Origin of the sequence: Halorubrum lacusprofundi ATCC 49239, from assembly GCF_000022205.1 — an archaeon.
Classification (GTDB): Archaea; Halobacteriota; Halobacteria; order Halobacteriales; family Haloferacaceae; genus Halorubrum; species Halorubrum lacusprofundi.
Map to the genome: position 1 here is coordinate 286,910 of NC_012030.1, position 21,137 is coordinate 308,046.

Here is a 21,137-nt window from a genome sequence, read left to right on the forward strand (position 1 = left end):
GAGAAAAATAACAGAATCACCATTTATGGGCTGATAACAGACTGACTGTACACATCGATAGAGGGGTGTCTGCTGGAGAGTCGTATTCCGGACGGAGCTTTGGTCCAGCTACGTTTGGTTTCGGATCTGTGCTTTGACGACGGATTGAACCTCACTCTCGGAAACCATCTCGATGCGAGAGTCCTCACGGAGTGTTTCGAGAATCGTTTCAGGCCGTTCTCCGAACTGAAATTCGAGAAACATACCAGAGCTGGGGCCGTGACTCCGCCGTTCGAAATCGACAAGCGAGTACGTCGTGAGCTCTTTCATCTTGTTAACGTACGTTTCTTGGTGATACTGATCGGCGTCGATCGCATCGGTTAGGTACTGATACACTCGGTACCCAGTCGTACTCCGAGCCGTCCCGTCAGCCGTTTGTGAAGCGACCGCCGCTGTTGCGTACAGACAAAGTTTCTTTTGGGTGCTGATCCCACGAACCACCTCTAACACCCGGTTCTTCTCGACTTTCGCCTGTGCGGCTCGAACGTGGCCCTCGCAAACGCGAGCGTCACCTTCGCGTTCAGCAAGCTCTCCAGCGACTCGCATGAGATCGATCGCTTTGCGTGCGTCACCGTGCGTCTGCGCTGCAAACGCCGCTGCAAGCGGGATCACATCGTCGTCGACGACATCGTCGTGGAACGCGTCTTGGCGCCGTCGGAGGATCGCCTGAAGCTGGTTCGCGTCGTAATCGTCAAAGTGGACGTCTTCGGGGGTGAACGAACTAACCGCTCGACTCCCGACCGCGTCCATCATTTTCGTGTCGTTCGAGATGGCGACGACCGAGATGTACGCGTTCAGTTCGTCGTTCGCACCGGCTCGCGAGAGCTGATACAGGAGTCGCGAGAATGCGGGGTCCTGTTTATCCCGCCGTCCAACGAGCATGTCCAACTCATCGAGGACGAACACGACCGAGTCGAAGTGCTGGTTCACGATTCGGTAGAGTTCGTCCCACTTCTCTTTGGTCGCAACCCCGTGTTTCGGAACCTGAACGTCGACGCCGGCCTCATCCGCGGCTTGTTGAGCGAGTTCGTACACCGCAACGCCGAGCGTGTCCAAGTCCTGGCAATTCACCTCGATAGTGCCGAACCGGATATCTCGGGAGTCACAGATGCGACTGATGTTGTTACAAACCGCTTTCGTGATGAGGGATTTACCGGTTCCAGACGGTCCATAGAGGAACAGATTCGGCGGCCGGTTGTCCCCGAGGGCAACGCGAAGCATCTTCGTGACCTCTTGAAGTTGCGCATCGCGTCCCACGATGCGGTCCTCTTCGACCACAAAATTTGGATCGAGAAGCGATCGGTCTCGGATGAGACCTTTCTGTTCGTCAAACTCAAGGAGCATGTCCTCGATCGACTGTGAGGAGCTCTCGGCATCCCTCGCAGACGATTGGTCGGTAGCGGTCACGTGCGGCGGTGAGTCGTGTTGTGATGTATGAGATTTCGTCGCACTCGAAAGATCGGTTTGAGCCCCCGTCTCATCCTCCGGAGACCCCGATTCAGTAGAGGGGTCATCGGAGTCGTCAGTACCCATGGAACGACCGATACAGGCTAGTAGTAAAAAGGTTCCCCACCCCTATCGAAGTGTGATCTCCCGTTTTAGAATCTCGTTCGCTTTTGTGAAGCCGGTGTCAGCAAATAAATGATGGAAATACGTAACCGCCGGCGATGTGTTTAGCCGACACACGGTCAAACACACACACCCCTCTATCGATGTGTTCGATGTCTTCGGTGGGTGGGGGGTGAGTCGAGCCACTCGGTCGGGTGGATCGTCGGGAGATGCCGAGAAACCACTTAGATCACGCAAGACATCGTCTGATAGAACCTCCTCGTTTCTCTGTCTTCCTCTTCTTCTTCTTCTTCTTCTTTTCTAACAACAAACAACACACACACACCCCTCTATCGATGTGTTCGATGTGTTCGTTAACGCCAAATTCTGTTGGTGTGATAGCGCCAAAATTCTACCTACATTATTCAGCGCTATTCGGCGCTATTCGACGCTATTCACCCTTAATTCACCGTATAACGTCGCCTTCTCGGCTGATACCCACGAGTACCCGACAACAAGTCGCCGTCCTCTGACTGTTGTCCGGTCGACGCCAATCGGTCGAACACATCGATAGAGGGGTGTGTGTCTCTAATTGGATCCACTGATCTGGAGTGAACACATCGATAGAGGGGTGTGTCATGGAGCGAGATGTGTGGTGCCGACTGTCTCGAGTCAGTTCGTGTCACTCGATCTCCTCGGATCGCCAGTGATCTCGGCTGAAGTCGTGAGGTTCCACCTTCGATCTTGGTCTTAGGTCTATATCATAGATATTCATCTTAGATCTGCATCTCAGGCTTGTGTCTTAGCTACTGGACTCGTTGCAGGCGGCGATACCGATGATGTTGAGTTCTGTCACCGCTTCAACATCGAGTGTCTCCGGGCGGCGTGACGGCTGCAGTCTAAGCGGGCCGATGAACGACTCTGACTGTCGCGATGAACTACCCTCACTGCTGGGGAGCTTTTAGGAACTACTGCCGACGAACTGACCGTCGACGGCACGCCTGAGTACTCCCGAAACGCCGGTTGGGAGACCACTGACGAGCAGGAAACCGACGAAGATGACTCCAAACCCGACCAGTGAGACGAGCGACAGCGTCTCTCCAAGCAGGACCCAGCCCCCGACCGCCGAGACGATCGGGACGAAATAAAACAGGAGATTCGCTTGCGTCGCATCTGTCTCGTCGATGAGCGCAAAGTAAGCGAGATACGCGATCGCTCCCGAAAAGACGCCGACGTAGAGCAGCGCTGCGAGCGCGACTGGGGGCACCGAGAGCCCGGTGACGGATTCACCGGCCGAGAGGCTGAGACCGTGCGAGAGAACGGCCGCCAGCGGGACGCCCCAGACGGTCCGCGCCGTGCTCGACATCGTCGACTCAGCGCGACGAATCACCACGGCACCGAGCGCGCTCGTCACGGCGGCGCCGAACAGCAGCGGAATCCCGATCCCGCCACCAAGCAGCGCCGTCGAATCGGGATTCGCGACCAGCCCGACGCCGAGCAGCCCCAGCACCATCCCCGCCGAGCCGCGAACCGAAAGCCGATCTTCCGAAAGCAAGACGGCGGCGAACACCGGCGTCAGAATCGGGTTCAGGCTGAAGACGACCGCGGCCACACCGCTGGTCACGTCCTGTTGACCGACGAACAACAGCGCGTTCGTTAGCCCGATGACGAGCACGCCCGTTGCGAGGATGCCGATGATGTCGCCGACGGTCCGCGGCCGTAACTCCGACCGAGAAAGGCTGGTCGCTGCGAACGCCGCCAGGACGACCGCTCCGATGTCGAAGCGAACGGCGACGAAAAACAGCGGCGGAAAGTACGCCAATCCGGCCTTCGCTGCGATGAAGGTCCCACCGAACAGAACCGCCGAAACGAGAAACAACGCGCCGGTTCGCTGCGAGAACACGCTACGGCAACACCTCAGAAACAGATCCGACCGCTTGCGTGATTCTCTCCGAAATAGCAGACATATATTCGCATAGTTCCCGAAGACGGATAACGGAATTCGTAAAATATTCCGTGGAGAGAAACAGACGTATGCGGTGAGACACGATCACGGTATGAAATCGATCACGGTATGAAATCGATCACGGTATGAAATCGATCACGGTATGAAATCGATCACGGCGTGAAATTCCGTACCGAAACAATTCTTTAACGAAACGAAGGAACGAAGCGGGTTTATCAGGGCGGCCACTCCATCCTCGCATGGAGGCCCCGCTTGAGGAGATTGAGTTTCTCGCCCGGTCGCAGAACCGGGTCGCGGTGTTGCGACTGCTGGCCACCGAGTCACACACACGCCGGAGCCTCGCTGCGGCCACTGGGGCCTCGCAGGCGACGCTGGGGCGGATCCTTGAGGACTTCACCGGACTCTCGGTCACGTCTCCGGGTGGGCCAAAATAGCGCTTCTGGAAGGAATACCGCCCGAGCCTCCGACCCACTTATAAATGAAAACTGCCATTACGTCGGAGAACGAACATGCAGACGGGCAGATGACAACAAATCCAGCCGACAATCAACTCGTCACGATCGTCCTTCTCGTCCTCGCGACCGTGATCGCCGTGCCGATACTGTTCATGAGCTTCGGCATGCTCGGCTCCGGTCCGATGATGGGTGGAATGTGGGGTTCTCAGGCGTGGGGCGGTGGAACAGCGCCGTGGTGGATGCTCGCCGCCGGACTGGCGGTGCAGCTGTTGTTCCTCGTTGCCGCCGTCGCCGCCGTTTACCTGCTCTACCGTGCGATCACAGGAACCGGCGACGCAGATCGAGCCCTTGAGGAACTCCGACTCGCATATGCCCGGGGTGACATCACTGATGAGGAGTACGAACAGCGCAAAGACGCTCTCGAACGAGATTCCTGACTGTTGTCTCTCCCCCGCGCCGCAGCTCACCGATTCCCGCGATGAAACCGCGTGGGGCGTCAGTTGTCTCGGATGATCATGACTTTGACCCGGTTCACGCCGTCGAAGTTACGGAGTCGGTACGTTAATTCTCGAACGCGCTCGCCGCCTCCCTGACAGTATACGGATTCGAGACACCATTCTCCCTGGTGCGTGTGACTCGTGTTGAGAATCACGTCCTGGTACTCGTGCTGGACGCCGTGGAGCTCCCCGATCACCTCGTGATGACGATAGTCGAAGGCAACGAGCGCGACAACGTCTGCAGTGAGCTCTTCAAGCCGTGAATGGGACTCGATATACTCCTGCATTGCTTCGCGAACTGCCCGCGACCGATTGTCGAGTCCCTGGTCTTGCCACACCTGATCGAACTCTTCGACGGTCGGATCTGGAATACTGAAACTTGTTCGCATCCGTGTGCATTCGTGGGGGCTCATACAAGAGTTGCGAGTGTGCGCTCTCTCGGATTGAGGGGTACCGATCGTCACCGCTCGATCGGTGCCTCCCAAAGCAGCACCCCTGTTGCACCAACGACGAGCACACCACCAGCCACAGCGAGCGCGAACAGTGGCGAAGCGACGTCGGAGAGGATCCCGCTCCCGAGTTGAAACGGAACGACGGCGAGACCACTCACCATCGCCATCGCGCTGAGTACGGTCGCGCGCCCCATCGTCCCGATTCGGTCGTTGATGTACTGTCCGGCGAACGACCGCGTCACGTCCGAAAGTCCCCGAATCAGTAGGAACGTCGGAAGCGCGAGCACCGGAACGAAATACATCCCTATCAGCGCGCCGCCGACGATGAAGGGGAGCCACAGAAACCACGTTCGAAGCCCGAGACGAGCCCGAATCGCACCAGTGTAGTAGCTCAGTCCCGCACCGAAGAGACTGTACGTTGCGTAGAACCATCCGAGGAGGGATTTCACGCGTGACTGCGACACCCCGAGGTCGAGCACGACCGTCTCGAAGATCGGCTGCAGGAACACGAACACGAGGTATGTCACTGCCGCGTAGAGGACGTAATAATACAGCACGAACGCCCGAATGTTGCGCTGTGAGAGCGTCTGTCGGACGATCAAGATCGTCCGTCGGAGGCTCAAATCATCGGTGTCGGTTCGCTCGTAGGTCTCCGACTCATCTACCGTCAGGAGGACGAGCACGCCGACCGCCGTCATCGCGGAAGCGACGAACCACGGATACGAGAGGTCGATGCTTCCGAGATACCCTCCGGTGATAGCCGCCGCGGCGCCGATTGCCAGTGCGATGGACTCTCCCCGCCCACGGACGTTCGCGAATGCGTCCTCGGAGCGGCCGTCTGTGAGGGTGTCGTACAGCCACGCGTCTTCGCTTCCAGAGCGGAAATTGTACCCTGCTGACCAGCAGACGTACAGCACCGCGAGCGCTTGGAACGAACTGGAGAGGCCGATGCCAACGAGTGTGAACGAGATGAGGGTCGTGCCGACGAGGAGACTGTTGCGCCGACCGACACGGTCGCCGATGTAGCCTGTCGGGATCTCACCGACTAGCGTCGTCAGATTGTATATCGCCTCGAGAATAGCGATCTGCGTAAAAGTGAGCCCCTGTGCGAGAAAAAAGAGATACATAATTGGGCGGTAAAACTCGACGGCCTTGGTCGATTTGTAGAGATAATATTTCAGAACGTTCGTTGGGGGAAGCGTAGATGAATTCCAAAATGGAACCGCCATACCGGGAATGGATGTCCCGAAAAAATGGGTGTTTCGTTATGACACATCTGGTATTTCGTAATACGATCGTTGGCGTTGGTGAATCGCCAGCAGGCGTTATTTCACGTTTTCACGGCTCGCTCGATGTTGAAGACCGTATCTGCACGCGGTTTGGAATCACTCATTTCCTTCCGGAAAATCGAAACTATCACCCGTGAGCCACCACCCATAGAGGGTCTCTTGCTCTCGGCTGTCAGGACGCTTTTTCGACCGCCGGTATGTTTTCCCCTTGAGTATTTGCCGCTCGACTTTGTTCGCGGCCAGTCTGAGAGCGTGCGAGGCACCGTATCCCTCCCCATCGGCTGTGAAATAGCCGCGGTCAGTCACCAGCCGAATCCGTGCGAGCACCAGCGGCATACCTCGAGACTGTTCTTTGTGTTCATGGAGCTCGATGCTGGCTTTGATCACACTCATGTCTCCATACTTTGAGGTCATGTTTTCGATCAGCGCAGAGACACCATCATAGTCCATTCCATCCAGCAGGTCCAGTCCGAACACCTGCACTGCATTCCGGTCTTCCTGTTCCCAGGTGAGCGCCTCGAGGACGTCTGTTTTCGTGACTACGCCAATGGGTTCACTACTCTGATCTCCGAGAACCACCAACGAGGAGATCTCTCGCTCGAACATCGTTTCGACGACCTCGTCAAGTGGGGCACTTCGTCGAACCGTGACGACGACGTCGGACATCAGGTTCCGCACCGGTAGATCGAGCATGCGATCGGAATCTCCCTCACGCGCTCCGAGGCCACCGTGTCGCTCACCGCCGTGACGGCCCCCAAAGTTTCCCGGTGAGCCGCCCTGGCTCTTGGTCCCGCCCCGCGTCGTGAAATCGACGATGTCGTACAGGCTCACCATCCCAACTGCTTCGCCGTCGTCGACGACCGGGAGGTGTGCGATCCGACCTTCTCGAAGTGTGTTGAGGGCTTTACCGATCGTCGTGTCGGGGGCCGCGCTGATCAGCTTCTCCGTGTATGCATCCGCGACCGTTACGGCGCTGAGGAAGGATTGAACCGCCTCAAGGATGCTGTCACCCGTGACGATACCGACGACGCGATCATCGTCCAACACGGGAAGCGTTTTGGCGCCGCTGCCGATCATGAGCCGGGCGACCTCTCGGACGTCTGCAGTCCGATTAACCGTCGGGACGTGCTGTACCCGTGATCCAACTTTCGCCGACGGCTGGTTGGACGACGAGGCCAACTGTCGGCGGCTAACGACGCCGCGATACTCGTCACCGTCTGTCACCACGACAGCGTCGAGTTCCTGATTTTCGAACGCCCCGGCGACTTTGGAAAGCGGGGTTCCGATATCGAACTCGGTGAACTTCGGCGAGAGTATTTCCGAGATGTTCATGTGTGATCCAGAACAGGCGACCGGACAGTAATTTGGGGCCTATTGGGCACTGAGGGGTGCTATTTTGCCTCGCTCGGGGTGTTATACGCCTTCGTTGAGATCGCAGACGTAGTCTGTACCGATGATGATCCTCCAGTGTGTCATGATCTGTTCTGTGAATCGACTGCGAGAGCGGTTTCGGTCAGGATCTCGAACGGCGACGCCAGGACGTGCTGGCACTTCTGACCGCCGGTCTGTTAGATACGCTGTGGCTAACTAACCCTCGCCGTCGGTTCCTTGTAGCGATGAGACGCATACACAGCCGCGTCACACAGAGCATCGTATCCCGGTACGGAGGGGGCGAATGAGTCACTCCGCGCTCGTCGCCGGCTCGTCCACGTCGGCTTCGGGCCGATCTTTCCAGATGACGGTTCGCTGGCTGCTGGTGAAGTAGCGGTATGCGGCGTATAGTAGGTTCGGAACGCCCATCGCCCACCAAATCGTCAGGATGGCGATGAGGAGGTGAATTCCCGGGTCACCGAACTCACGCTGCACAAGCGTGACTCGATCCTGGGTTTCCTCCTCGATCCGCCATCCTGTTTCGACCTTCGCAGTGACCTCACGCCGGTAGGAGTCGGAATGGTCCATAAGGTACTGTAAGGCGGCGCACCGGGAAGTGGTTTCGCTACTGGTTGAGTATCAGTTTGTGAACTCACCAGTTATTTCCGCGTTTGCTGAATTCGTCATTACACTCCGGAGTCCTTTCAAGGCGTTGTGTTTTCGTGTGTATCCCTCGCCACTTGTCGCAATGATGTTTCCGTTGCGGTGGCGAAGTCGCCAGCGCCATTCCTCATCTCGGGCCTGATAGACTTCGAACCGAGCTAGTGATTGTGCTGCATCAGCGGCTCCCGCAAGCGGGATTTCTTCGTCCTCATTTTCGGGAGTGATGTCGAGGGACGAAACAGGAGTCGCTTCACCCGAGACGGCCCACTCCAGTTCCAGTTCGAGACTCATCTCGCCGTCTTCGGTTTCAAGCTCGATTTCTAGCGTGAGTTCGTCGGGCGTTTCGACAGTCACAGCATCCGTGTTATCACCTAATCGAATGGCGCCTGTTCGAATGCCGTCTGCCACACCGCTTAGTACGGATGCGATCTCTTCTCGATCAGCTGTCAATTCTTCTTCGTAGTCGCCTTGGGACACAGTAATAATTGGATGGAACCCATCATAAAGTACCGCTGATGTTCAGAGTGCTAACCCCGGAAGAATATGAGAACAAAACCTCTAGGCACGTGACACCTGTCACCGAAGAGACCGCTACGATAGATAGATTCGTTCGATCACTGAAAGCGATCTGATCGGGGGTACCGCTAGTTTTGATGAACGAACTCGTTGAGTTGTGTTTCGATGAGTGTCGCGACGTGCTCGCTGTATTTCCAGAGCGCGGCGTTGAGCCGCTCTTCGGTCTCGTCGTCGAGGTCGTCCCCTCCGCGGAGGACGGAATCTGTGGTGATCTGTGGATGGTAGACGCAGACCACCCCGAGTGAGGTATTCGAACTCGAGGTCCCCGTCGTGTGAATTCCGTACTGATCGGTCCCCCAGACACCATCGCCGCCCTGTCGCTCCAGTTCCGAGTCGAGCGCATCGAGCAGTTGCATCTCTTCGGGGGAGAGAACGGGATCGTCGCCGTCGAACAGTTCAACGTACGCCTCTCTCCGAGCACTCTTCGTCCACCGGTCCAACTGGGAACGCGCTCCGAGTACGAGCTGTCGTTCGTCTGGAAGCTCGGCCATACGTCTCGTACGACCGCTAGGCGAATTAACGTTTGTACGACGCCCCGCTCTGAGAGCGACTACTCTGGGTTCGTGCCCCCGTACGTTGGTCCCACGCAGACAGTGAGCGACTGCGGATCCGGATACTCTCGTTCATCCGCGAACTGGCGAACGTCGTCGACGTGATCTACCGTTCCACTCGTCGGATTCAGGATAACCAGTGCGTGCCGGCACCCACCACTCCGCGATTTCGAGCGCGGGGGTGTTGACCGATCGAACCAGGATGACGAGATGATGCTGTCGATGCGGTGTCGAACCCTTGGGACAGCCCCTTCACGGACGACGTGGGCGGCCTGCGTGGTACGAATTTGAATCTGTAGTTGGTTAGCTAAGCTTGGGCGGCCCCATCGAGAGAGTCTGTCTGGCGAGCGTTGCGAGCCGCAAGATGTAGGATGTAAACAGGAGAAACGGTAGCGTGGAGATGGCAAACGCGGCGCTAACAACCCAGAGAATGCTCTCGATGCCGAGGGAGTAGGGTAGGGTAGTTTACAGAGATGACCGAGATCGAGCGGCGACAGCCTCGGTGTCAGGGCTCTTCGAGCAAGGAGCGAGCTCGCTGTACGTAACTGTTCGCGCCCCAGCTACGGGCGTCGCTAATCTCATCGAGGAGCAACCGCGCATCGGCAGCTGATAGGTGCTCAGTTCGAACGAGAACAGAAAGCAGTGTCGGTGTCGTGACGAGTCGGGTATCAGCGAGTGAGGCGTGGATCAAACCAAGTTGATTGAACTCGTCACAGAGGAAGAGCGCAGCATCGAGATCGTTCGCGAGCGTGACCGCCGCGTTTTCACCGTCATCGAGTGGAAACTCGGCATCGAGGTCGACCGACTGTGTCATGAATGACTTTGCTTGGTCGAGTACGGCGGACGCAGCGTGCCCATGGGCATCATCGTACGAGGCAATCTCTCGCAGTTCATCGATGACCGCTGTTGGGACGACGACCTCGTACCGGGATAGACAAAGTGCGAGTGGGTCGGGGTTGTCGTCAGCAACGATTCCGAGACTCACGAGGGCGGAGGCGTCTGCGATAAGCCGCGACATCTATGCGTCGGCGACCTCGTCGACGAAGTCCTCGTCCAACTGCTGTTTCAACACTCGGAGGTTTGCCGCCTCCTCGGCCCCGACGAGCGCTTTGAGCTGCTCGAAGGTGATCTCCTCGTCGTAATAGGCGGCGGCGATCTCCTGAGTGAGTGCGTCGTCGTGAGCGGCGTTTTGGAGGTACTCCCGAAGTGCGGTCACGAGGACGTCTGTTCGGTCCTCCCCGAGGACTGCGGCCAGTGCGTCAGCCCGGCCGATGAGCCGATTGGGGGCCCGAAACTGCACGCGCTTCTTATCGGTGCTCATGATGTGTACATTGTGAGCCAACACACTTAGCCGTTTTTGTGTGTACGATGTGAGCCTCACTCGGTCGAGCGTCACTCGTCAATGAGCCGTTCCTTGAGGGCATGCGTCCAGTACGTGGCGGGCCCACCGGAGATACAGCGAACACAAAGCTGTAGCGGCCCCTCGAGAGGTAGTGTTCAGATATGCAGATTCCATTCGAAAGCGAACGATCTGAGCCACTCGTTTGCAAGTTCTGCTTTGGCGTTGCTGAAACAGTTTAGAAACTGGCAGTTCTGCGTTTTACCTCACGAAAAACACGTTCAACAGAGCCACAATATCTTATATAGTAATCAATATCCACAATATCAGCACTGCGGTATACCGCTGGCCCAGTATCTAGATATACGGATATATCAACCTATTATAAACCACTTTAATCCATTTCGAGGTATCCACACCTGATGTCACGCGACTCAGGGCGTCAGGCGAGCGCGGTATCACGTCGAAAGTATCTGCTGACGTCGGCCGCCATCGGGACGGCGGGCCTTGCCGGGTGTAGCGACAGCGATAGCGGAGGCACCGGAAGCGACAGCGGAGGCGACGAGGGCAGTAACTCTATCGAATCTGGCTCCTCGGGGCCTTCGACGGTGACCGCCGAGGGATCCTCGACGGTGTACCCTATCTCGAACAGGGGGAGTTCCTACTGGAACTCGAACTCGCCGGCGAGCGACGGCGAGTACTGGGGCTCGAACGACGAGTCGTCGGTCGCCGGCTGGGACCAGATCGAGACCGACCAGAACATCGCCGACTACTTCGCGAGCCTCTACGGCTTCGAAACGACCGGTGAACGGTCGAACCCGCCGTTCGCCACTCGCGTCGCACTGAGCCACTCAGGGACCGGCTGCGAGGCGGTCCGAGACGGCCTCGTCGACATCGGGAACTCCTCGGGACCGATAACCGCAGAACTCGACATCAGCGAAGAGCAGCGCGACGAGAACTACGTCGACCACGTCGTCGGCCGCGACGGTCAGCCGGTGTTCGTCAGTCAGGCAATCTACGACGCCGGCGTCGAACAGCTCACTGGTGAGCAGATCCGCGGAATCTACCAAGGCGACATCACCAACTGGAGCGAGGTCGGCGGCCCGGATCGGGAAATCTTCGTTGTCGGCCGCGCAGAGGGATCGGGTACGGACACCTCGTTCCGACTGAACATGCTCGGCGACGCCGACGCGCCGATGGATGTCGACAGTCGCTTCGGACAGAACCAGCAGGTCCAGCAGGTCCTCCAAGACAACGACAACGCCATCGGCTACATGGCGCTAGCGTTCTCCGGGTCGGGGATTCAGGCGATCGGCATCGAGTTTGAGGGGACGTTGTTCGAGCCGGATGCCGACGCCGAGAACACCATCTTCGACTCGGAGTACCCGCTGAACCGGGACCTCCACATGTACACCCGGATCAACGAGGATACGCCCGAGGGGACAGACATGCGTGAGGCCGCCTTCCTCAACATGTTCCTGACCGAGTTCGGCCAGCAGACGTTCGTCGAGGACGTCAACTACATCACGCTGCCCACCTCCGACATCGAGGCCGAACGCGAGAAGCTCCCCGACCAGGCGTAATTCTTCGGTCGCGCGGACGCTCGCTTCGCGGCCCGACCCCATTATATGTCACTTACCCCCCAAACCGATTGGCGCGCTAGCATCGAGCGACGGCTGACCAGAACACAGAAGTTCATCGACGACACCGACCCGGAGGCGCTGGCAGTGGTCCTCGTGTCGATGGGGTCGCTACTGGCCGCCTTCGTCGGGTTCCTGCTGGCGTCGCCGTGGACGGCTGTCCCGCTCGGGACATTTCTGATCGCCACCGGCTACGGCTGGGCGCGCCATCAGGCGCTCGTCGCCCGCGCGGTCACCTTCGCGATGACGACGGTGACGCTCGTGACGCTCGGGCTCATCGTCGTCTTCATCTTCGCCGAATCGATCCCGGCGTTTCAGTACGAGACGGCGAGCGTGTTCGGCGTCTCTGTTCCGGGACTCGGGATGTTTACACAGGCCCGTTGGGACGCCGTCTCGGAGCCCGTTCGCTACTCGCTGCTCCCGATGATCCATGGGACGGTGATGGTGACCACCATCGCGACGCTTGTGGCGGCCCCGCTCGGCGTCGCCGCGGCGCTGTTCATCGCCGAGATCGCCCCGCCGCGGGTTCGCGAGCTCGTCAAGCCGGGGATCGAGGTGTTGGCGGGCATCCCCTCGATCGTTTACGGTTTCATCGGCTTCACCGTGATCAACCCGTGGGCGGGCGGCGCGTTCGCACTCAATGGCGGGTCGACGTATCTGTTCGTTGGCATCGTTGTCGGGCTAATGGCGTTGCCGACCGTCGTCTCCGTCGCTGAGGACGCGCTCACGAGCGTCCCGAGCGTGATGAAAGACGGGTCGCTCGCCCTCGGGGCGACCGACTGGCAGTCGATGACCTCCATTACGCTTCCCGCGGCCTTCTCGGGCGTCTCGGCGGCCGTGCTCCTCGGTGTCGGACGCGCCATCGGTGAGACGATGGCCGCGACGGTGATGCTGGCCGGCGTTCCGCGGATCAGCGAGCCGCTCGTGAACGTCTTCTACGGCTACGAGACGCTCACCTCGCTCATCGCTCGCGGCTACGGTAGCGCAAACGGCGTTCACGAGAGCGCACTGTTCGCCGCCGGCGTCGTCCTGTTCGTGACCGTGTTGTGTCTGAGTCTCGGCTCGCAGTACATCGAGGCGCGTATGCGTCGCCGCCTCGGGGGTGTCGAATGAGCCGCGCCACTCAGACCGCCCTCATCCAGGACGACCGCACGGTGTACGAGGCTGCCGCCGGGACTGCGGTCGGACTCTCCGGAGTCACGTTCGCTGTCGGCTTGGCGGCGCTGCTGGGCCTTGTGGCGATCGACGCCCCCGTTGCTGGTCTCGAGTTGTCGGTGGTGTTCGGTGCACTGCTACTCGCCCTCGGGACGTCGGTAGCGGGCTTCGGGGCCGCCTCACGATTCGGGTACGTTGACGCGGCACCCCAGCCCAGCGCGGGGATCGTCGCCGCGGCCGCGTTCACGGGGATCTGGTTCATCGTGGGCGCAATTGTGTCCGGGGCAGTTGGGCTCGGAACGGGCGGCCGGCTCGGAGTCGGGATAGTCCTCGGGGGGATCGCGTTCGCGACGACCGCGCTCCCTCGCGAAGATATCGGATCGACGGTGCCCGCAGGGGCCGTCGCCGGCCTCTGTGGGCTCTCGCTCATCACCGGCGTCGTCGGCCCCGGATGGAAGCAGGTGCTCGTCGGGTACAATGCGACGCTGTTCGGCGACACCGTCGTTCCTCTGGTCGTGTTGTTCGCCTCGCTGGTGAGCGGCTGGAGCGCCGCGAAAGCGTACGGCGGGTTCGGTGCCCGCGGGCGTAACGTCGGTGCATACGTGCTCATCTATCTCGTCGTCTGCTCGATACTGGCCGTGCTCATCGGGCTCGTCGCTTTCGTCACAGTGAAAGGGCTCCCCGGGCTGTTCAACGGGTTCGGAGTCGGGGGCGCAACTCTCGTCAGCTGGCCGTTCCTGACCAACGGTGCCGGGCTGTTGGCCGATATCGCCGGTGTGTTCCCCGCACTCGTCGGGACGGTCTGGTTGGTCATCGGTGCCGTCCTCTTCGCCGTGCCGACCGGCGTTGGCGCCGCCGTGTTCCTCAGCGAATACGCCGAACAGGGCCGGTTCACGGGAGCCGTCGAAGTGGCGACTAACGGCCTCTGGAGCACGCCGAGCATCGTGTTCGGGCTGTTCGGCGCCGCCTTCCTGATCCCTCGCTTCGGCAATCAGAAATCGCTGATAGCCGGGATGTTGACGCTCGGGTTCATGCTGCTGCCGTTGGTGTTGATCACGAGCCGGGAAGCGATCCTCTCAGTACCCGACGATTACCGCGACGCCAGCGCGGCACTCGGCGTCTCGAAGTGGCAGACGATCCGAAGCGTCGTCCTCCCCGCGGCGATTCCGGGAGTCACCACGGGCGTGATCCTCGGTGTCGGCCGCATCGCCGGTGAGACCGCCCCCATCCTACTGACAATGGGCGGTGGCGTCCTCCCGGCGAAATCGGCTGCCCCCAACGTGTTGGGTAGCTTCCAGCTGAGCGGGTCGCCGCCGTTCGTTAGTAACCCCGCGCTATTGGAGGCGACGAGTGCGCTACCGTATCAGTTGTACGCACTCATCACAGCGGGGCTGAGTGGAAACATCCAGAACCCACAAGAGTACGCGTGGGGGCTGGCACTGACGCTGCTGCTCGTTGTGTTGATCTTCTACGCGATCGGTATCACGACGCGCTACTACTTCAGACGGAAACTCCACCAATGAGTCAGACAGACACCGCAGAGACGACGGCGAACCGCACCGACGGCCAGGAGGTCTCCACGACCGCCGGCGAGACCGTCGAGGAGACACGTTCCGAGTGGACAGACTACGAGGCCGGCGGCGAGACGAAACTCGCCGTCGAGGACCTCGACGTTCACTACGGCGACGACCATGCGCTGAAGGGTGTCTCGATAGACATCCCTGAAGAGAGTGTGACGGCGCTCATCGGCCCGTCTGGCTGTGGAAAGTCGACGTTCCTCCGGTGTCTCAATCGGATGAACGACCGTATCCGAGCCGCCAACGTTGACGGAATGGTCGAGCTCGACGGCGAGGATATCTATCAGGACGGCGTCGATCTCGTCGAGCTTCGGAAGCGGGTCGGGATGGTGTTTCAGAGTCCCAACCCCTTCCCCAAGTCGATCCGCGAGAACGTCTCGTACGGACCACGGAAACACGGCGATATCCAGACGGGTCTGCTCGCACGCTTGACCGGGCGCGCAGAGCCCGACCGCGAAGAGGCACTCGTTGAGCGCTCGCTCGAACGGGCCGCGCTGTGGGGGGAGGTGAACAACCGGCTGGACGACAACGCGCTCGGACTGTCCGGCGGTCAACAACAGCGACTCTGTATCGCTCGCTGTTTGGCCGTCGACCCGGAGGTCATCCTCATGGACGAGCCGGCCTCGGCGCTCGATCCGATCGCCACCTCGAAGATCGAGGATCTCATCGAAGATCTCGCGCAGGACTACACCGTCGTCGTCGTCACTCATAGCATGCAACAGGCCGCCAGGGTCTCCGACCAGACCGCCGTCTTCCTGACCGGCGGCGAGCTCGTCGAGTACGACGACACGGAGAAGATATTCGAGAACCCCGAAAGCCAGCGCGTGGAGGATTACATCAGCGGGAAGTTCGGGTGATCACCGTGCCTCGGGAGGACTATCGCGAGTCGCTTGATGCGTTGCGGAGCGACATCGAGTCGATGTCGGAGGACGTCCTGGATCAGCTCCTGTGCGCGCTTGACGCTCTCGAACGCGATGACCATGAACTGGCCCGGGAGGTGATCGACGGCGACGACCGCATCAATCAGCAGTACCTCAATCTTGAGGGCGACTGTGTCGATCTGATCGCGCTCCAACAGCCCGTCGCCTCAGATCTCCGATTCATCGTCGCGTCGTTCAAGATACTCACCGATCTGGAGCGGATCGGTGACCTCGCAACGAACCTCGCCAGATACGCCCTCTCTGGCAGTTCAGAGATCTTCTCGAAAATCCGGATCGAAAATATCGGCGAGACCGCGTACAGTCAGCTTCAGATGGCCATCGAGGCCTATATGCACGCGGATTCCGAGGCGTGTCGAGTAATCAGCGACCGTGACGACGAGCTCGACGCGTCGTGTCAGACCGCCAGCGAAGCTATCGTTCGCGACCTTGTCGCCAGCGAGCCTGATCGCTGGGAAATTGAGCAACTGCTCGATGATGTGTCTCGGTTGCTACTCACGGTCCGAGATCTGGAACGAATCGGTGACCACGCCGTCAATATCGCTGCCCGCACACTGTACGCGAACGACAGCGATCGCAAACTGATCTACTGAGTATGGAGACGAGGAAACTACAAGAAGTCGGCGGCGGAACATTCACGGTGTCGATTCCGAGAGCATGGGCGGAAAACAACGGCTTTGAGGTCGGCATGGAACTACAGCTGTACACCCATCGTGATGGGTCGATTCTCGTCCGATCTTCGGATACAGACATCAACTGTTTGGACGAGGCAACGATCGAAGCTGCTGGTGAAGGTCCTGAAGCCGTCCGTCGTGCGGTTCACACGGCTCACGCGATCGGGTTCGAAACAATAGTGCTACGTCAATCAGAGACGTTCTCAGACCCTATGGTGAAGGCGGTCCGGTCGACAGTTCGAGATCTCATCGGAGCGAACATTCTTACCGAGACTGACACGGAGATCACGATCAAATACCTCTTAGACACGTCGTCTATCTCGATCCGCCAGTCGATCGTTCAACTCCAGTACGCGGTTGCTTCCCTCCTCCGCGACGCGACCGATGCCTTCGTCGATGCCGTCGATACGCATGAGCGAATTCACGACCGAGCTGACGAAGCACGACGATCCGCAGAAATGGTCACGCGACACTTCTCACGGTCGCTCATCTCACACGCTGAACTCGACGCGCTAGACATGTCTCGGGCCGAACTGTTCGCCTGCTACGTGATCGCATCTCGCCTCAAAACGGTCACCGATCGGGCAGTCGAGATCTCGAGTATCGGGAAGAAACTGTCCGGGCCGCTCGCTAATGGGGTGACCACGGACATCTGTTCCGTAGCGGATGATGTCGCCTGCTCAGTCGATAACGCGGCTATCGCCGTCCTCAGCGGAGATATGACGAACGTACAGCAAGCGAGGAATCGGTGTGATAGTGCAACAGAGACTATTAGCGCGGTTGAAAGTCGGTTATACGACGGGAACGTGACCGAATCGACATCGACATCGGCTGCCCTAGCAAATACGCTCTCCAGCTTCCGGCAAGTGGCTGGTTGCGGTCACAGAATGGCCGATGTTGCGGCGATGGCCGTACTTCGTGACGAAAATATCGAGGTCTGAATGCGCGGATGTCGGCGATATTCGAGAGCGTTGGGGAGGTCCCTTCACTCCTTAGGACGATGTTCCTCAACGGCTGCTTCGACTTCGGCCCATGAGACCGGCGGTTCCATCTCTTCGAGCACTTCGTCGACTGCCGTCAACTGATCGCCGTACTGTGTTCTCCATTCCCGCTCGGCACGCGCAGTAAGTCGCCCTCCGACGGCCTCGTGTCTGTTTCGTATCTCGCCGAGCCGGGACTCGACGTTAGACGGCGGCGTGTCACCTTCGCGTTCGGCCCACGTTCGAAGCGTCGCCAGCTCGGATCGCAGATCCGTGATCATCAGCGACACGACGCGGTGGCGAACGGTTGCCGCAGCCCACGTACGCGCCGCGTCATTCTCGGCGGCTCCGTCATCGACCTTGATGCGGTCGACAACGTCATCGAGTTCACCCACCGACTCTGCTACCGCATCGACATCGGTGGTGAGCTCTTCGGTGCGCCGGTCAGCGTCGGTGAGCCACGCCTCGAACGAATCGAGCTCAAACTGTAAGTCGTCAGCGGCACGCTGGACCTCAGTAGCAGCGTTTGTGAGCTGTCTGATCCGTTGTGCGATCTCATAGAGATCACCGTGATCTCTCATTTCGAGTATCTCTTGGACCGTCTGCCCGAGTTCGTCTGATCGGGTTTCAACGACGTCGCGCCGTTCCACAAAATCGTCGATACGGGCTGAAACAAGATCCAAATCGGGCACGGATGCGGACACCTCGCGCACGTCGTCCAGCTTCTTCTCCGCGAGCTCGACCCGCGTCTCCGCGGTCGTCACCACTTTTGACGCGTTGGCAAGTGCGTCGTCGACACTCGTTCGGCGGACGACTCCGTCCTGAGAAACGATCGCGAGTGTCTCCCGCACCGTTCCGGAATCGTCCTTGTCGTCGACCACGATGTCTACTGCCTGTTCGACGGAGAGTCCGTTGAGGTCCGTTCGACTGTCACCATGTTCTGTCTCAGTCATATATCTCGAACGCTACCTGTACTTCGTTAGTGAGACGGTGTTTCATCTCTCCCACACGTGTTGAGCAGACGGCTACTGAAACGGTGGCGATCGCTACTGATCGAACCCAGTGGCGACGGTCATCGGCCGGGCGGCGACTGAGTGTGTTCACGGTGGTGTCATTCCATGGATACCGATTCCGGGACAGCGTCATCGAACACCGCATCGACGCGTTCCGCAATTTCGTCGCGGATAGCGCGGACCTCCTCGATCGGACGTCCATGTGGATCGTCGAGCCCCCAGTCACGGTTCTCGCCGTTCCACGTCGCTGGGCACACGTCCGAGGCCGAACAGCCCATGGTGACGACGAGGTCGATCGCTTGTAGCTCATCGGGGGTCACCTCTCGGGGCGTCCGGTCGCTGATGTCGATGTCCACTTCTGCCATCGCCTCAACGACGATGTCGTGGACGTGATCCGCGGGCTGTGTCCCGCCGGTGACGATCTCGATCCGGTCACCCACGCCGCGTCGGTCGCGTTCCTGCTCGGCAAACGCGGCGGCCATCTGGCTCCGTCCCGCGTTCTGGACGCAGACGAAGGCGATCCGATGGCCCGACTGTTCGCTGTGTTGAGTCACAACTCGTTATGCGGGAGGCACCAGTATAGTCGTTACTTCAAACCGCTATGGAGTGCTATCGAGTGGTATATACTGTGAATTGAAACGGCCCTGATCTATTCATGAGGGTGGTGAGTAAATATAAGGCACGCATCAATCTTATCCTCCGAGATTGTGATATTTGTGAGCGTGAACTGGCACCCGAACCAGCATTGAAAGTTAATATTTAGTTCCGCATGGAAGAACCATGATATTTAGACATATTATAGATAACTGATGATTTTGGTGTCAAAACGATTTTGAAATTACAGGCTCTGTTGAAATCCTATTCTTCAGATATGTTCTCGTCTGAAATAGCCGGTCGCTGAGAGCTGCGTGTTGATTGAGGCGTGAGTTTCCCGTACTGACCGCGACCGGCCCAGAATGAATCACTTGCTGAATATTTCAACAAATCTTCGCATTAAAGTACAAGTGAATAGGATGCTACATCGATAATATGTCCATTAAATCGAAGAAAATAGCAGGCAATATGAGGATCAAACCAGTTCATATTTTGTTAGCTGTCCCCGTTTGGATGGCGATATCGATAGCTGTCCCTTTGGGAACTACCGTGAGTCTTATCATTCTAGCTACATTACTAATATGCTACTTTCTGCTTCGTATTTTAGTTTCGTTAGAACGTTTGCGTTTTGATATGAGAGAGTAGTTGAGCGCGTTGTACGGACCGAGACTGGGTCGGAATATGTCACTTGATGAGGATTTCAACAGAGCCAGTTCTCTCTATCTCGAAGCCGCTCGATTTCATCAGCGACATTCTTGATCTGTTCGTCGGCGCTCTCTGTCGGGATGACGTTCACCTCCCCCGCTTCGGGATCTTCGTGAACGGTTTCAGTCGCCAAGTACGCACCCGTCGCAGCCGGTCGGGATGGGGGTACTGTCCTTGCAGTAGACTCTGTCCTCGAAAATGAGACGTAGTCAGTAATTGGTCCCGGCTCGATCCATGTCCGCCGAACACTCGCGTTCTCTTCTGCTACACATACGAGCTCCAACCCATCCGCCACGGTAGCAAGATAGCGACGGTCAAGCGGCAGGAACTCCTCAAACTCGACGGCGAGGACTGCCTCGACATCGACTACGTCATCTCGTTTCTCGGTCTCCGACAGCGCCGCATTCGCCTCAGTGATTAGCTGGCCCCGTTCTAGGTGGTTATGGCCGTCGAGCCATTCGTGGAACGCTTCGACGAGTTCCGCAACTTCAACTAGCTCTGGCGTCTTCTCGAAGGAAACATCCTGCCACGTGGCAGTTTCCATGAGCTGGGCGATATCACTCAGGAAGGAGGGTTGTTCGGCTGCACGCTGGAAATGCTCACTGTCCCACTCTTGCTCTTCGAGGAACCGATGGACGAGCTCGCGCCGCATCGCGTCTGAGAGAATCGCTCGGTTATCGGTCTGGTTCACGACATCGGTCGCTTGCACGACCAGGGACGTGACACGTGGGACAGCTGATCCGGGTGCTATGTCTTTGAGTTCCTCTCGAAACGTCTCCATGCTCGTCGGAGACCCAGTGATGACGAGGATGTCTTCTGGATTATATTCCTTGAGAAGGGCCTGATACTGCTCAGTTGCTGTTGACCTGGGCTCTCCAGTGCCGAATGGAACCGTAATGAGCGTCCCGTCGAAATGCTGGACCTCAGACACACTTATCGTCCCCCGCAGCCACCAGTTGTTCCTTTGTGGATCGGAGGCTGGCCCAGTATCTCCTTGTCTGAGAGCCTGCTGCTGATTTGTAGGGTAAGTCGAAAACGAATCTAGGCAATCGGGGACATATCATATTGAGGGTCCTCACAGTCCACCTACAAGAACGTTGGTGCTACGCTAAAAC

21 protein-coding genes and 3 pseudogenes are annotated in these 21,137 nt (G+C 58.6%); 8 read left to right on the forward strand and 16 right to left on the reverse strand.

Features of this window, described 5'->3' with window-relative positions:
- Positions 1 to 108: 108 nt before the first annotated feature.
- Both HLAC_RS17115 and HLAC_RS17120 read right to left on the reverse strand, forming a co-directional pair.
- Positions 109 to 1,572, reverse strand: coding sequence for an orc1/cdc6 family replication initiation protein (locus HLAC_RS17115; RefSeq protein ID WP_012660246.1), 1,464 nt, complete (start codon positions 1,570 to 1,572; stop codon positions 109 to 111).
- Positions 1,573 to 2,548: 976 nt separating this feature from the next.
- On the reverse strand, positions 2,549 to 3,490 hold the full coding sequence (locus HLAC_RS17120) for a DMT family transporter (protein ID WP_012660247.1): 942 nt from the start codon (positions 3,488 to 3,490) through the stop codon (positions 2,549 to 2,551).
- Between the two features lie 302 nt (positions 3,491 to 3,792).
- Here HLAC_RS17120 and HLAC_RS17125 point away from each other — a divergent pair.
- Positions 3,793 to 3,948: pseudogene (locus HLAC_RS17125) on the forward strand (hypothetical protein); the annotation flags it as partial.
- A gap of 128 nt (positions 3,949 to 4,076) precedes the next feature.
- Entirely contained in the window at positions 4,077 to 4,445 is a 369-nt protein-coding gene (locus tag HLAC_RS17130; protein WP_049933976.1) for an SHOCT domain-containing protein, read from the forward strand.
- Positions 4,446 to 4,504: 59 nt separating this feature from the next.
- Here HLAC_RS17130 and HLAC_RS17135 read toward each other — a convergent pair whose 3' ends face one another.
- The 11 genes and pseudogenes from HLAC_RS17135 to HLAC_RS18475 all read right to left on the reverse strand — a co-directional run.
- Positions 4,505 to 4,894 (reverse strand): CopG family ribbon-helix-helix protein, encoded by a 390-nt coding sequence (locus HLAC_RS17135; protein WP_012660250.1) that lies wholly within the window; start codon positions 4,892 to 4,894, stop codon positions 4,505 to 4,507.
- 71 nt (positions 4,895 to 4,965) lie between these two features.
- On the reverse strand, positions 4,966 to 6,084 hold the full coding sequence (locus HLAC_RS17140) for an MFS transporter (protein WP_079892142.1): 1,119 nt from the start codon (positions 6,082 to 6,084) through the stop codon (positions 4,966 to 4,968).
- A gap of 258 nt (positions 6,085 to 6,342) precedes the next feature.
- A complete protein-coding gene (locus tag HLAC_RS17145) occupies positions 6,343 to 7,578 on the reverse strand; it encodes a CBS domain-containing protein (protein ID WP_012660252.1) in 1,236 nt (411 codons plus the stop codon).
- A 348-nt stretch (positions 7,579 to 7,926) separates the two neighbouring features.
- Positions 7,927 to 8,205 (reverse strand): DUF8108 domain-containing protein, encoded by a 279-nt coding sequence (locus HLAC_RS17150; RefSeq protein ID WP_012660253.1) that lies wholly within the window; start codon positions 8,203 to 8,205, stop codon positions 7,927 to 7,929.
- Between the two features lie 51 nt (positions 8,206 to 8,256).
- Positions 8,257 to 8,757, reverse strand: a complete 501-nt coding sequence (locus HLAC_RS18470; RefSeq protein WP_012660254.1) for an amphi-Trp domain-containing protein — start codon at positions 8,755 to 8,757, stop codon at positions 8,257 to 8,259.
- Positions 8,758 to 8,924: 167 nt separating this feature from the next.
- Entirely contained in the window at positions 8,925 to 9,347 is a 423-nt protein-coding gene (locus HLAC_RS17155; protein WP_012660255.1) for a DUF7539 family protein, read from the reverse strand.
- Positions 9,348 to 9,710: 363 nt separating this feature from the next.
- Positions 9,711 to 9,854 (reverse strand): annotated as a pseudogene (locus HLAC_RS20135) (DUF7972 family membrane protein); the annotation flags it as partial.
- Between the two features lie 58 nt (positions 9,855 to 9,912).
- Positions 9,913 to 10,425: a PIN domain-containing protein gene (locus tag HLAC_RS17160; RefSeq protein WP_012660256.1), complete on the reverse strand. Its 513-nt coding sequence runs from the start codon at positions 10,423 to 10,425 to the stop codon at positions 9,913 to 9,915.
- Positions 10,426 to 10,728, reverse strand: coding sequence for a hypothetical protein (locus HLAC_RS17165; protein WP_012660257.1), 303 nt, complete (start codon positions 10,726 to 10,728; stop codon positions 10,426 to 10,428).
- A gap of 71 nt (positions 10,729 to 10,799) precedes the next feature.
- Entirely contained in the window at positions 10,800 to 10,862 is a 63-nt protein-coding gene (locus tag HLAC_RS20090) for a hypothetical protein (protein ID WP_422652238.1), read from the reverse strand.
- Positions 10,863 to 10,904: 42 nt separating this feature from the next.
- Positions 10,905 to 11,035: pseudogene (locus HLAC_RS18475) on the reverse strand (IS6 family transposase); the annotation flags it as partial.
- A gap of 133 nt (positions 11,036 to 11,168) precedes the next feature.
- On the opposite strand from HLAC_RS18475, the gene HLAC_RS17170 reads away from it, so the two are divergent.
- The 6 genes from HLAC_RS17170 to HLAC_RS17195 are packed head-to-tail and all read left to right on the forward strand — an operon-like array spanning position 11,169 to position 17,671.
- Complete coding sequence (locus tag HLAC_RS17170; RefSeq protein ID WP_012660258.1) at positions 11,169 to 12,329, forward strand: substrate-binding domain-containing protein; 1,161 nt, start codon at positions 11,169 to 11,171, stop codon at positions 12,327 to 12,329.
- Positions 12,330 to 12,374: 45 nt separating this feature from the next.
- On the forward strand, positions 12,375 to 13,499 hold the full coding sequence (pstC, locus tag HLAC_RS17175; protein WP_012660259.1) for a phosphate ABC transporter permease subunit PstC: 1,125 nt from the start codon (positions 12,375 to 12,377) through the stop codon (positions 13,497 to 13,499).
- A complete protein-coding gene (pstA, locus tag HLAC_RS17180; RefSeq protein ID WP_012660260.1) occupies positions 13,496 to 15,064 on the forward strand; it encodes a phosphate ABC transporter permease PstA in 1,569 nt (522 codons plus the stop codon). The genes pstC and pstA overlap by 4 nt, the downstream gene beginning before the upstream one ends.
- On the forward strand, positions 15,061 to 15,975 hold the full coding sequence (pstB, locus tag HLAC_RS17185; RefSeq protein WP_012660261.1) for a phosphate ABC transporter ATP-binding protein PstB: 915 nt from the start codon (positions 15,061 to 15,063) through the stop codon (positions 15,973 to 15,975). The genes pstA and pstB overlap by 4 nt, the downstream gene beginning before the upstream one ends.
- Positions 15,972 to 16,649, forward strand: a complete 678-nt coding sequence (gene phoU / locus HLAC_RS17190; protein WP_012660262.1) for a phosphate signaling complex protein PhoU — start codon at positions 15,972 to 15,974, stop codon at positions 16,647 to 16,649. Before pstB ends, phoU begins: the two co-directional genes overlap by 4 nt.
- A gap of 2 nt (positions 16,650 to 16,651) precedes the next feature.
- Entirely contained in the window at positions 16,652 to 17,671 is a 1,020-nt protein-coding gene (locus HLAC_RS17195) for an AbrB/MazE/SpoVT family DNA-binding domain-containing protein (protein WP_012660263.1), read from the forward strand.
- 44 nt (positions 17,672 to 17,715) lie between these two features.
- Here the strand turns inward: HLAC_RS17195 and HLAC_RS17200 are convergent, their stop codons facing one another.
- The 3 genes from HLAC_RS17200 to HLAC_RS17210 form a co-directional block, all read right to left on the reverse strand.
- Positions 17,716 to 18,663, reverse strand: a complete 948-nt coding sequence (locus tag HLAC_RS17200) for a halo transducer protein (RefSeq protein ID WP_012660264.1) — start codon at positions 18,661 to 18,663, stop codon at positions 17,716 to 17,718.
- Positions 18,664 to 18,821: 158 nt separating this feature from the next.
- A complete protein-coding gene (locus HLAC_RS17205; RefSeq protein ID WP_012660265.1) occupies positions 18,822 to 19,205 on the reverse strand; it encodes an arsenate reductase/protein-tyrosine-phosphatase family protein in 384 nt (127 codons plus the stop codon).
- A gap of 812 nt (positions 19,206 to 20,017) precedes the next feature.
- Entirely contained in the window at positions 20,018 to 20,953 is a 936-nt protein-coding gene (locus HLAC_RS17210; RefSeq protein WP_012660266.1) for a hypothetical protein, read from the reverse strand.
- Positions 20,954 to 21,137: the final 184 nt, after the last annotated feature.